The following is a 13,162-nucleotide window of genomic DNA, read 5'->3' on the forward strand; positions in this document are numbered from 1 at the left end:
ATGTCAGGCGCAAAAGGATTAAAACAGCTTCACGGCCGTCATAAATCCGACGTAAAGTCGCCCCCAATCCGACGTAAATCGATTCAGGATAATCGCCTTGATCTCGATCAATAAAGAGCCTGCGCCGCCTTCGCGGCCGGCCGGCACGATTGGCTGGCGTGCGCGCATCGCCGCGTGGGCACGCGGACCGACCCTCGCCCGCGACATCACCCTGGTGCTGATCGTCAAGCTGATCCTCCTGATGTCGCTCAAATACGCATTCTTCAATCATCCGCAGGCCGAGCACATGTCGTTGCCGCCTGCCGCCGTCGCCGAGAAGCTGCTCTCGGTGCCGGCGCCCGCCTCTACCGAGGGAGACCACCATGATAAGTAGTGAAGTCGTCGATCTGTCACGCCTACAGTTCGGCATCACGGCGCTCTACCACTTCCTGTTCGTGCCGCTGACGCTCGGCCTGTCCTGGCTGCTCGTCATCATGGAAGCCGTCTACGTGATGACCGGCAAGCAGGTCTACAAGGACATGACCCAGTTCTGGGGCAAGCTGTTCGGGATCAACTTCGCGATGGGCGTGACGACCGGCATCACGCTCGAATTCCAGTTCGGCACGAACTGGTCGTACTACTCGCACTACGTCGGCGACATCTTCGGCGTGCCGCTCGCGGTCGAAGGCCTGATGGCGTTCTTCCTCGAATCGACGTTCGTCGGCCTGTTCTTCTTCGGCTGGAACCGCCTGTCGAAGGTCAAGCACCTGATCGTCACGTTCCTCGTCGCGCTGGGCTCGAACCTGTCGGCGCTGTGGATTCTCGTCGCGAACGGCTGGATGAACAACCCGGTCGGCGCCGAGTTCAACTACCAGACGATGCGCATGGAGATGACGAGTCTGTTCGACGTGCTGTTCAACCCGGTCGCGCAGGTGAAGTTCGTGCACACGGTGTCGGCCGGCTACGTGTCGGCGGCGATGTTCGTGCTCGGCGTGTCGTCGTGGTACCTGCTGAAGAAACGCGACGTCGACTTCGCGCTGCGCTCGTTCGCGGTCGCGGCCGGCTTCGGCCTCGCGGCGACGCTCTGCGTGATCGTGCTCGGCGACGAATCTGGCTATACGACCGGCGAAGTGCAGAAGATGAAGCTCGCCGCGATCGAATCCGAATGGGAAACCCAGCCGGCGCCCGCGTCGTTCACGCTGATCGGCATCCCGAACCAGGAGGAACAGCGCACCGACTACGCGATCAAGATCCCGTACGCGCTCGGCCTGATCGCGACGCGCTCGATCGACGAACCGGTGATCGGCCTGCGCGATCTCGCGAAGCACAGCGAGGAGCACATCCAGAGCGGGATGATCGCGTACGGCGCGCTGCAGAAGCTCAAGCAGGGCGACACGAGCGACGCGACCCGCGCGCTGTTCGACCAGCACAAGCAGTATCTCGGCTACGGGCTGATGCTCAAGCAGTTCACGCCGAACGTGACCGACGCGACGCCCGAGCAGATCAAGGCCGCCGCGAAGAAGACGATCCCGCCCGTCGCGCCGGTGTTCTTCTCGTTCCGGATCATGGTGTTCCTCGGCTTCCTGTTCGTCGCGACGTTCGTTGCCGCGTTCTGGTTCTGCGCGCGGCGGCAACTGCTGCAGGACAACCGCCGCTGGTTCCTGCGCTACGCGGTGTGGGCGATCCCGCTGCCGTGGATCGCGATCGAATTCGGCTGGATCGTCGCCGAGCTCGGCCGCCAGCCGTGGACGATCGCCGGCGTGCTGCCGACGCACCTGTCCGCGTCGAGCCTGCAGCCGAGCGACCTGTACCTGAGCCTCGCCGGCTTCATCCTGTTCTACACCGCGCTGTTCGTCATCGAGATCAAGCTGATGTTCAAGTACGCACGCCTCGGCCCGTCGTCGCTGCATACCGGCCGCTATCACCACGAACTCGCCGCTGCCGGCGAGCGGGCCGCGGTCTGAGCACGCCCTCGCAACCGAACAAGGAATCGCTATGGACTATGCAACTCTCAAGCTGATCTGGTGGCTGCTCGTCGGCGTGCTGCTGATCGGCTTCGCCGTCACCGACGGCTTCGACATGGGCGCGACCGCGCTGCTGCCGTTCCTCGGCAAGACCGACGAGGAGCGCCGCATCATCGTCAACACGGTCGGCGCGACCTGGGAAGGCAACCAGGTGTGGCTGATCACGGCCGGCGGCGCGATGTTCGCGGCCTGGCCGCTCGTCTATGCGGCGTCGTTCTCCGGCTTCTACTTCGCGATGCTGCTCGTGCTGTTCGCGCTGTTCTTCCGGCCGGTGGGCTTCGACTACCGCAGCAAGCGGCCGGACCCGCGCTGGCGCGCGGGCTGGGACTGGGGCCTGTTCGCCGGCGGCTTCGTGCCGGCGCTGGTGTTCGGCGTCGCGTTCGGCAACCTGCTGCAGGGCGTGCCGTTCAAGTTCGACAGCGACCTGCGCGTGACCTACTACGGCGGCTTCTGGGCGCTCTTGAACCCGTTCGCGCTGCTGTGCGGGCTCGTCAGCCTCACGATGCTCGTCGCGCACGGCGCCGCGTTCATCAAGATGAAGACCGACGGCGTGATCGCGCGCCGTGCGTCGATCGCGCTGCGCGTCGCGTCGTTCCTCGCGGTCGTGCTGTTCGTGCTGGCCGGTGTGCTGGTGGCCTCCTATATCGGCGGCTTCCACATCACCCATGCGGCGCCGACCGACACCGTCGCGAACCCGCTGCTCAAGGACGTCGCCGCCGGTTCGGGCCTGTGGCTCGCGAACTACGGCGACTATCCGTGGATGATCGCGGCGCCCGTCGTCGGGATCGCGGGCGGCGTGCTGGCGCTGCTGCTCGCCGGCTCGAAGCAGGAGAAGACGGCGTTCTTCTGCACGGGCCTGATGATCACCGGCGTGATCCTGACCGCGGGCTTCTCGATGTTCCCGTTCATCATGCCGTCGTCGCTGGACCCGCGCAGCAGCCTGACCGTATGGGATTCGACGTCGAGCCACATGACGCTGCAGGTGATGCTGTTCGCGGTGATCGTGTTCCTGCCGATCGTGCTGCTCTACACGAGCTGGGTGTATCGCGTGATGCGCGGCAAGGTCACGCACCAGACGCTCGAAGAGAACACGCACTCGATGTATTGATGCATTGAACCGGGCCGGGGTGCGCGGGCGCCCTCGCCCACCGTTTCGCAAGGAGTCGGATCATGTGGTATTTCAGCTGGATTCTCGGTATCGGTGTCGCGCTGTCGTTCGGTATCGTCAACGCGATGTGGCTCGAAGCGCGGCAGAAGACGCAGGAAGCGCCCGTGCGTGCGCGGCGCGACTGACGCACCGGCGCTGACACGGGATACGCGCGCGGCCGATCGCGCGCCGTCGCCGCCCGGAAGGGAAAAGAACCTCGCTTCGTGCGAGGTTTTTTCGTCCTGTCCGCGCTGGCAGGCGTCGCCCGGCGATGCCAATTTAGCGCCAGATTGATACCACTTGAATACCAATAAAAGGTTTCATAAGATCGTTGGACACGGCCGCTGACAGGCCGAATCCTTCTGGGTGGGGGAGACATGCGAATCCCGTGTGTGGCGTGCGCCTGCGCGCCATCTCGACGTCCGTGCGCCACGGCGCGCGCCGTCGTCGCGCTCGTGCGCGGCCAACCGAGCGCCGCCGGCCGTGGCCGCCTCGTCGCCGCGGCGAACGCCATGGACCGCCGATGAATCCGCGCACGCCGCCGCGCCGATCCGATCGGCACGCATGCCCGCCGCCCGTTCCGTAACGCACGCGTCCGCGTGCCGAATGTGCGCGGGGCAGCCGCATCGCCCAGCGTGCCGGTATCTCCCGCAGCTCCACTGAAAGACCCGATCGCAGCGACGTCGCGTCACGACGCCGCCACGCCCTCTTTTTCTCAGGAGTTCGAATGAAGCGTACCTTGCCATCCCTCATTGCCGGCCTGTTGATCGCGGTGCTGTCGCCGGCTGCGATCGCCGCGGCACCGGCGTCGGCCGCCACTGGCGCGACCGCCGGCAGCGCGCAAGCGGCCGCCGCACAAGCAGCCAGCCTCGCGACGCAGCTGTCGAACGGCCTCGCGTTGCGCGTCGCCGTCGACAACAACCATGCGGCCGCGGCCGGCGTGCCGTGCGCCGATCTCGGCGCCGACGGCGCTGCCTGCGCGACCGGCCGCCTGATCCTGCAGAACCGCGGCCACCAGGCGATCGCCGACGGCGGCTGGAAGCTCTACCTGCACAGCATCCGCCGCCTGCTGCGGATCGACCGTCCAGGTTTCGCGCTGCGGCGGCTCACCGGCGACCTGTACGAACTGACGCCGCAGCCGGGCTCGGTGCGACTCGCGCCCGGCGAGCGCATCGAGCTGCCGTTCGTCGCCGAATACTGGCTGCTGCGCTACAGCGACGTGATTCCGCGTCCGTACGTCGTCGTCGACGGCGCGCCGCCCGCCGTGCTGCGCTACAACGACACCGACAACGAGCTGCGCTACGTCGAATCGCTGCCGGCCGACGCGCAGAACAACTCGACCGGCAACGCGCCGCCGGTGGCCGCACGACCCGATCCGGGCCGCGCGCTGCCGAGCGGTGAAGCGCGAACTGCCGCTGCCCGGCACGCTCGAGCTGCGCGGCGTCGAACTCGCGCTGCCGGACCTGTCGGACGCACAGGTCGCGGCGCTGCGCGAGCGCGCGACGATCCTCGGGCTCGATGGCGCAGGCGTGCCGGTGCGCGGCTTCGTCGCGCCGCGCCGGCTGCCGGCCGACATCGCGACACCGGGCGGCTATCGGCTCGCGATCGGGCCGCGCGGCGTGCTGATCGAAGGCTACGATCGCGCGGGCCTCTACTACGGCGTGCAGACGCTCTACTCGCTCGCGCCGGCCGGCGGCGGCCCGATCCCGGCGATGCTCGTCGAGGATGCGCCGCGCTTCACGCATCGCGGCATGCACGTCGACCTCGCGCGCAACTTCAAGCAGCCGGCGACGCTGCGCCGCCTGATCGACCAGATGAGCGCGTACAAGCTCAATCGCCTGCACCTGCATCTGTCCGACGACGAAGGCTGGCGCATCGAGATTCCCGGCCTGCCCGAGCTGACCGAGATCGGCTCGCGCCGCTGCCACGACCCGAGCGAGACGCGCTGCCTGCTGCCGCAGCTCGGCTCCGGCCCCGACAATCGCTCGGGCGGCGGCTACCTGACGCGCGACGACTACGTGGCGCTCGTGCGCTATGCGGCCGCGCGTTTCGTGCAGATCATCCCCGAGATCGACATGCCCGCGCATGCGCGCGCGGCCGTCGTGACGATGGAGGCGCGCTACCGGCGGCTGCATGCGGCGGGCCGCGAGCAGGAAGCGAACGCGTACCGGCTGCTCGACCCGCAGGACACGACGAACCTGACGACGGTGCAGTTCTACGACCGGCGCAGCGACCTGAACCCGTGCGTGCCGGGCGCGCTCAACTTCGCGTCGAAGGTGATCCGCGAGATCGCGGCGATGCACGCGGACGCGCAGGCGCCGCTGCAGACCTGGCACTACGGCGGCGACGAAGCGAAGAACATCTTCCTCGGCGGCGGCTTCCAGGCGCTCAACGGCACCGATCCGAACAAGGGGCGCATCGATCTCGCCGCGCAGGACAAGCCGTGGGCACGGTCGCCGGCTTGCACGGCGCTGCTCCAGCGCGGCGAGATCAAGTCGATCGACGAGCTGCCGACGCGTTTCGCGAAACAGGTGAGCGCGGCGGTCAACGCGAACGGGATCGGCACGATGGCCGCGTGGCAGGACGGCATCAAGCATGCGAACGGGCCGCAGGATTTCAGCACGCGCCACGTGATGGTGTCGCTGTGGGACACGATCTTCTGGGGCGCGTCGGACAGCGCGCGCGACCTGAGCGGCAAGGGCTACCAGACGGTGCTCGCGCTGCCCGACTACCTGTACTTCGACTTCCCGTACACACTCAATCCGCGCGAGCGCGGCTACTACTGGGGCTCGCACGCGACCGACGAGTACAAGGTGTTCTCGCTCGCGCCGGAGAACCTGCCGCAGAACGCCGAAGTGATGGGCGACCGCGACGGCAACCCGTTCGAGGTGACGGGCACGGGCCCCGCGCCGCGCATCGAGGGCATGCAGGGCCAGGCATGGGGCGAGGTGATGCGCAACGACACCTTCCTCGAATACATGACCTATCCGCGGCTGCTCGCACTGGCCGAGCGCGCGTGGCACCGGGCCGACTGGGAGCTGCCGTATGCGGCCGGCGTGCGCTTCAAGCGCGGCGACACGCATCATGTCGACATCGCCGCGCTGCAGCGCGACTGGGCCGGCTTCGCGACGCTGCTCACGCAACGCGAATTGCCGAAGCTGGAGCGCGCCGGGGTCGGCTACCGGAAGCCTACCTTCACGCTGACGAATCCGTGAACGGGTGAACGGCCACGCAGTTGAGCGGCAGGCGATGCGGACCCACGCATCGCTTATCGCACACGGCCTTCGCCAAAGCAAAAACGGCTTGCGACGCACACGTCGCAAGCCGTTTTCCTTTGACCTCTGTTGACCGCCGGCCCGCATCCGCCGCGCGGATCGATCAGGCCGGCCTCACCGCATCACGCCGGTTGTGCCGCCGCCCCGCCGCCCGACGGCGGCAGGCGCGCGCCGAGCTGTTCGGCATAGCGTGCCGCCGCGTTGCCGCAGACGATGTGGAACGTATCGAGCGACACCCATGCGACGTCGAGCGCGCCGAGACGCTCGCGATCGACCGCCGACGGGTCGCGCACGACCACGCGCAGGCGCGTGGTGGCCACCGCATCGAGCGACGCGACGTTGGTCGCCCCGCCGAACACCGCGAGCCAGCGGGTCGGCTCCGGATCGAGCGGGCCAGCGGCCGCGCCCGTGACGGGCTGCGCGGCCGCGGCCGGCGCGGTCGATGCGGCACCGGTCGCGCCGCCGCCGATCGCGGCACGCATCTCGTCGGCAATGATGTCGGCCTCGGGCCCGATGATCACCTGCACGCTGTTGCCGCCGCGCTTGAGCACGCCGCGTGCGCCGATCGACTTCAGTTCCGGCTCCGATACCTTTTCCGGATCGACGACGGTCAGGCGCAGGCGCGTCGTGCACGCGTCGACGACCGACAGGTTGCCGGCGCCCCGAGTGCGGCGATGTAGCGTTGCGCGCGCGGTGCGGCAGCCGTTGCGGCCGCGCCCGCGGCCGGTGCGACGAAGCCGCCCGATGCGTACGACTCCGTGGCCGCGTCGGCCGAGGCCGGCTCACGGCCCGGCGTGGCCATGTTGAACTTGCGGATGAAGAAGCGGAACAGCCCGTAGTACGCGACGCCGTACGCGATGCCGAGCGGGATCGCGATCCAGCCCTTCGTCGACAGCCCGTAGTTCAGCACGTAGTCGATCGCGCCGGCGGAGAACGTGAAGCCGAGCTTCACGCCGAGAATCTGGCAGATCGCGAGCGACAAGCCCGTCAGCACCGCATGGATCACGTACAGCACCGGCGCGAGGAACATGAAGCTGAACTCGATCGGCTCGGTCACGCCGGTCAGGAACGACGTCAGCGCCATCGAGAACAGCAGGCCGCCGACCATCGCGCGGCGCTCCTTCGGCGCCTCGTGCAGCATCGCGAGACACGCGGCCGGCAGGCCGAACATCATGATCGGGAAGAAGCCGGCCATGAAGGTGCCCGCGGTCGGGTCGCCCGCGAAGAAGCGGTGCAGGTCGCCGTGCACGATCTCGCCGCCGGCGGGCGGCGTGAAGTTGCCGAACACGAACCACGCGAGCGAGTTGATGATGTGGTGCAGGCCGGTGACGAGCAGCAGGCGGTTCAGGAAGCCGAACACGAACGCACCGATCGCGCCCGCCGTCGTCAGCCACTGGCCGGCCGCGTCGATCGCATGCTGGATCGGCTGCCACACGTACCCGAACGCGATGCCCAATATCACGCAGACCAGCCCCGTGATGATCGGCACGAAGCGCTTGCCGCCGAAGAACGCGAGGTAGTCCGGCAGCTTGATGTCCTTGTAGCGGTTGTACAGCAGGCCCGCGACGACACCCGCGATGATCCCCGACAGCACGCCCATGTTCAGCTTGGGATCGATGTCCTTCATGATCGCGGTTTCGATCAGGTAACCGATCGCGCCCGCGAGCGCCGCCACGCCGTTGTTGTCCTTCGCGAAGCCGACCGCCACGCCGATCGCGAACAGGAGCGGCAGGTTGTCGAAGATCGCGCCGCCGGCGTCGGCGATCATCTTGATGTTGAACACGTCCGGCTGGCCGAGCCGCAGCAGGATGCCGGCGACCGGCAATACCGCGATCGGCAGCATCAGCGCCCGGCCCAGGCCCTGTATTTTCAGAAACGGATTCCCGTTCATTCAGTCCTCCAATCCTTGTCTCGTCGTTAATCGTCGTTGACCTACTTGCCTTCGTCGTGAAACGCGCCGCGAACCTGCCGTCGACGCTCAGTCGAGCGGCCAGACCTCGCGGCTTGCTGCCCTTACCGCCTGTGCCGAATCGAGCGCGAGCAGATCCTGCGTGCGCTGACGGCACAACTGGTAATCGAGACGGCGCACACGCGCCTTGATGCCGGGCACCGACACAGGGTCGACCGACAGCTCGGTCACGCCGAGGCCCACCAGGACCGGCACCGCGAGCGGATCGCCGCCGAGCGCGCCGCAGACGCCCACCCACTTGCCGTGCTTCGCGGCGCCGCGCACCGCGATGTCGATCAGGCGCAGCACGGCCGGATGCAGGCCGTCGGACTGCGCGGCCAGGTCGGCCTGGCAGCGGTCCATCGCGAGCGTGTATTGCGTGAGGTCGTTGGTGCCGATCGACAGGAAATCCGCGTGCTGCGCGAGCTGGTCGGCCAGCAGCGCGGCCGACGGCACCTCGATCATCACGCCGACCTCGATCGGCTCGGTGCGGCCCTGCGCGCGCGCGAATTCGTCGATGCGCTTGCGCAGCCGCACGAGTTCGCCCGCATCGGTCACCATCGGCAGCAGGATGCGCACCGCGCCGAACGGCTTCACCGCGAGCAGGCCCTGCAACTGATCGTCGAGCAGATCGGGGCGCACCTGCGCGAGACGGATGCCGCGCAGGCCGAGCGCCGGGTTCGGTTCGGGCGGCAGCGTCAGGTAGTCGACTTCCTTGTCCGCGCCGACGTCGAGCGTGCGGATGATCGCCGTGCGGCCCTGCAGCGCGTCGACGATCGACTGGTAGCTCTGCTGGTGCTCGACCGCCGTCGGCGCGGCCTGGCGATGGATGAACATCAGTTCGGTGCGCAGCAGGCCGACCGCGTCCGCGCCGTTGTCGACCGCGGTGTTCGCATCGTCGAGCGTCGCGATGTTCGCGGCGACCTCGATCGCGCGGCCGTCGACCGTCGCGGCCGCCTCGCCGGCCTGTTGCCGGTTCGCCTCGCGTACGCCGTCCAGGCGCTGACGCTCGTGCCGCGCGCGCTCGACGTCGAGCGCGGTCGGCGCGTGTTCGAGCCGGCCCGCGCTCGCATCGACGACCACCTGCGTGCCGTCCGGAATCGCGTACAGCGCATCGCCGACCGCCACCAGCGCCGGGATGCCCAGCTGCCGCGCGATGATCGCCGCGTGCGACGTCGCGCCGCCGCGCGCCATCACGAGCGCGGTCACGCGTTCGCGATCGAGCGACGACAGGTCGGACGGCGTGAATTCCTCGGCCGCGAGCACGGCTTCGTCGGGCAGCACACGCGCGGCGCCGCTCGTGTGGCCGAGCGCGCGCAGCACGCGCTTCTCGATGTCGCGCAGATCGGCCGCGCGTTCGGCGAGCAGCGCGTCGTCGAGCTTCGACAGCGTGTCGATCTGCGTACGGATCGTCGCGCGCCATGCGAAGCCCGCGCCCTTGCCGAGGCTGATCAGGTCGCGCGCCGCGTCGACCAGCGTCGGGTCTTCCAGCAGCACGCGATGCACCGCGAAGATGCCCGCTTCGCCGACCGCGCCGCGCGCCGACGCGCTGCGAACCGTTTCGGTAAGTTCGGCGTCGACCGTCTTCAGCGCCTGATCGAGCCGGCGGCTTTCCGTGGCCGGTGTGCCGGTCGCCTGCTCGGGCGGCACGATGTCCGCATCGTCGAGACGCACCAGCGTGCCGACCGCGATGCCGGGCGCCGCGCACACGCCGGCGAGCGTGTTCGGATCAATCGGCGCGCCGGCATGGCGTGCGACCGCCTGCGGCGCGGGCGATTTCAGCCGCGCCGGCTTTTCTTCCACTTCGCCGTGCGCTTCGCGCAGCAACTCGCGCTCGACCGCATCGACGGCCTGTTGCGCATGCGCGCCGCGGCCGACCAGCTCGACCGTCGCGCCTTCGCCGGCGCCGAGGCCGAGCAGGCCGACGACGCTCGCGATCGACGCCTTGCGGCCGTCGAACAGCACGTCGACGGTCGCGTCGAAGCCGCGCGCGGCTTCACGCGCCCGCGCGGCCGGCCGCGCATGCAGGCCACCCGGCTGCGCGAGCACGATCTCGCGACGCACTTCGTTGTGCGCGGCCGCACCGGCCTGCGCTGCCTGCGCGGCGGCTTCGCCCTTGCCGCGCAGCGCGAGCAGCGGCGTCTCGCCGGCGGTCGCGAAACCGCTCGCGCGCTCGACCACTTCGAACGCGTCGGAATTCGCGATCGCGATCACCGACACGAGCGAATGCGCGTTTCGCGCCACCGCGTCCTGGTCGAACTCGATCAACAGCGCGCCCGCTTCGACGCGGGCGCCGGCTTCGACGTGCGCGATGAAGCCCTGCCCGTTCAGCTCGACGGTGTCGATGCCGATGTGCAACAGCACTTCCGCGCCTTGCGGTGTCGTGATCGTCACCGCGTGACCGGTGCGCGCGAGATGCGACACGACGCCCGCGCACGGCGCGACGAGCTTGCCCGCGAGCGGGTCGATGCCGATGCCGTCGCCGAACATCCCGCCGGAGAACACCGGATCGGGCACGTCGGCCAGTGCGACGATCGGCCCCGTCAACGGGCTAAGCAGAACGATCTGATCGTGGTTGGGGCTCTTCAACTGGGATTCCTCGGCGCGTCTCATCGGCTTTCTCGGCTATCAATGCGTTTCGGTGACTTTGTTCAGGTGGCGCGGCGTGTCGGGATTGCGCCCGCGTGCGACGGCGAGATCCGCCGCCATCACGTAGAACGAAAGAATGGCGGCGATCGGGTCGAGCGCCGAATGGGCGGACTGCGCGAGCGGCAGCACGGTGCCCGATACGCCGGGCGTCGATACGCCGGGCGTGCCGGCGGGCGCCGCGAGCAGCACGGCGGCGCCGCGTGCGCGCATGTCGGCGGCGAGCTGCAGCAGGCCGGCCTGCTCGGGCCCGGGCGGCGCGAACACGAGCAGCGGATAGTCGCGGTCGATGAGTTCCATCGGGCCGTGACGGACTTCGGCGCTCGAGAACGCCTCGGCCTGGATGCCGGACGTTTCCTTCAGCTTCAGCGCGGCTTCCTGCGCGATCGCGAGGCCCAGGCCGCGGCCGATGACGATCATCCGTTCGACGCCCGCGAGCGCCGCGACGGCCGGCGACCAGTCGAGCCGGCCGGCCTGCGCGAGCACGTCGGGCAGGCCGCGCAATGCGGTGATCAGCGCGGCGTCGCGCTGCCAGTACGCGACGATCTGCGCGGACAGCGACAGCATCGCGATATAGCTCTTGGTCGCGGCAACCGACAGTTCGGGGCCGGCCAGCAGCGGCAACTGGTGTTCGCACGCATCGGCGAGCGGCGACGGCAGCACGTTCACGGCGGCGACGGTACGCGCGCCGGCTTCGCGCAGCGCGGCCATCGTGTTGACGAGATCGGGGCTCTTGCCCGACTGGGAGAACGCGAGCGCGAGCTGGTCCTGCACCTTCAGCGGCGCCTGCTGCAGCGTCGCGACCGACATCGGCAGCGACGCGACCGGCACGCCGAGGCGGCTCATCGTCAGGCTCGCGAAATAGCTGGCGGCGTGATCCGAGCTGCCGCGCGCGACCGTCAACGCGACGGCCGGCGCGTGATCGAGCAATTGGCCGGCGAGCGCTTCGACGCGCGCGGTGTCGGCGAGTTGCGCGGCGACGACCTGGGCGGACTCGCGCGCTTCCTTAAGCATATTCGACAATCGATTCTCCTTCGACGTAGGTCGCGGTGAGGTTCAGGTCGCGATCGAACACCGCGAGGTCGGCCCAGGCGCCGCGCTCGAGGCGGCCGCGATCAGCGACGCCGAGGTAGTCGGCCGCGTAGCGCGACATCCGGTTCGACACGTCGGCGATCGGCAGACCGAGCGACACGAGGTTGCGCAACGCCTGGTCCATCGTCAGCGTGCTGCCGGCGAGCGTGCCGTCGGCGAGCCGCACGCCGCCGAGGCACTTCGTCACGTGCTGGCTGCCGAGCCGGTATTCGCCGTCGGGCATGCCGGTGGCGGACGTGCTGTCGGTCACGACGTACAGGCGCGGAATCGCGCGCAGCGCCGCCCGGATCGCACCCGGGTGGACGTGCAGCAGATCGGGGATGATTTCCGCGTATTCGGCGTGCGCGAGCGCCGCGCCGACGAGGCCCGGATTGCGGTGATGCAGCGGCGACATCGCGTTGAACAGGTGCGTGAAACCGCATGCGCCGTGCTTGAGCGCGGCGACCGCATCGTCGTAGGTCGCGAGCGAGTGGCCGAGCTGCACCCGTACGCCGCGCGCGGCCATCTCGCCGATGATCTCGATGTGTCCCGCGATTTCCGGCGCGAGCGTGACGACGCGAATCGGCGCGATCGACAGGTACTTCAGCACCTCGTCGAGCACGGCCGACACGGCCGCGTCGGGCTGCGCGCCGAGCTTGCCCGGGTTGATGTACGGGCCTTCGAGATGCACGCCGAGCACGCGCGCGCCGCCCGGCGTGCGGTTCCGCGCGACGGTGCCGAGGTTCGCGACGACTTCCATCAGATCGTCGCGCGGCGCGGTCATCGTCGTCGCGAGCAGGCTCGTCGTGCCGAATTGCGCATGCGTGCGGACGATCGTCTCGATCGCGTCGCCGCCTTCCATCACGTCGGCGCCGCCGCCGCCATGCACGTGCAGGTCGATGAAGCCGGGCAGGATGTACGGCGCGTCGTTCGTCGCGGGATCGACGGGCGTGCCGTCGAGCGTGGTGATGCGGCCGTTCTCGCTATCGAGCGAACCGTGAATCCAGCCGTCGGGGGTGAGGATATTGCCAGTCAGCATGACGTTCTCTTGATGATCGGGTGACGCGAGCGT

General features: G+C 68.9%; 7 protein-coding genes and 2 pseudogenes. 5 read left to right on the plus strand and 4 right to left on the minus strand.

Annotated elements, in window-relative coordinates:
- Positions 1–91: 91 nt before the first annotated feature.
- The 5 genes and pseudogenes from cydP (at position 92) to SY91_RS00715 (ending at position 6,365) form a co-directional block, all read left to right on the plus strand.
- A complete protein-coding gene (gene cydP / locus SY91_RS00695; RefSeq protein ID WP_027806881.1) occupies positions 92–373 on the plus strand; it encodes a cytochrome oxidase putative small subunit CydP in 282 nt (93 codons plus the stop codon).
- Entirely contained in the window at positions 363–1,943 is a 1,581-nt protein-coding gene (locus SY91_RS00700) for a cytochrome ubiquinol oxidase subunit I (protein ID WP_006477763.1), read from the plus strand. The genes cydP and SY91_RS00700 overlap by 11 nt, the downstream gene beginning before the upstream one ends.
- Before the next feature lie 31 nt (positions 1,944–1,974).
- Positions 1,975–3,111 carry a cytochrome d ubiquinol oxidase subunit II gene (gene cydB, locus SY91_RS00705; protein WP_006477762.1) on the plus strand — a complete coding sequence of 379 codons (1,137 nt, stop codon included), beginning with the start codon at positions 1,975–1,977 and terminating at the stop codon, positions 3,109–3,111.
- Between the two features lie 62 nt (positions 3,112–3,173).
- Positions 3,174–3,296, plus strand: coding sequence for a cytochrome bd-I oxidase subunit CydX (gene cydX / locus SY91_RS00710; RefSeq protein WP_006477761.1), 123 nt, complete (start codon positions 3,174–3,176; stop codon positions 3,294–3,296).
- Between the two features lie 581 nt (positions 3,297–3,877).
- A pseudogene (locus SY91_RS00715) lies at positions 3,878–6,365 on the plus strand (family 20 glycosylhydrolase).
- Between the two features lie 182 nt (positions 6,366–6,547).
- On the opposite strand, the pseudogene nagE reads toward SY91_RS00715, so the two are convergent.
- The 4 genes and pseudogenes from nagE to nagA form a co-directional block, all read right to left on the minus strand.
- A pseudogene (nagE, locus tag SY91_RS00720) lies at positions 6,548–8,316 on the minus strand (N-acetylglucosamine-specific PTS transporter subunit IIBC).
- A gap of 87 nt (positions 8,317–8,403) precedes the next feature.
- A complete protein-coding gene (gene ptsP, locus SY91_RS00725) occupies positions 8,404–10,986 on the minus strand; it encodes a phosphoenolpyruvate--protein phosphotransferase (protein WP_043886519.1) in 2,583 nt (860 codons plus the stop codon).
- Between the two features lie 15 nt (positions 10,987–11,001).
- Positions 11,002–12,033 carry an SIS domain-containing protein gene (locus SY91_RS00730; RefSeq protein ID WP_043886517.1) on the minus strand — a complete coding sequence of 344 codons (1,032 nt, stop codon included), beginning with the start codon at positions 12,031–12,033 and terminating at the stop codon, positions 11,002–11,004.
- Entirely contained in the window at positions 12,026–13,129 is a 1,104-nt protein-coding gene (gene nagA, locus SY91_RS00735) for an N-acetylglucosamine-6-phosphate deacetylase (RefSeq protein ID WP_023474814.1), read from the minus strand. Before nagA ends, SY91_RS00730 begins: the two co-directional genes overlap by 8 nt.
- Positions 13,130–13,162 lie beyond the last annotated feature (33 nt).

It is taken from the genome of Burkholderia cenocepacia (assembly GCF_014211915.1).
Taxonomy (GTDB): domain Bacteria; phylum Pseudomonadota; class Gammaproteobacteria; order Burkholderiales; family Burkholderiaceae; genus Burkholderia; species Burkholderia orbicola.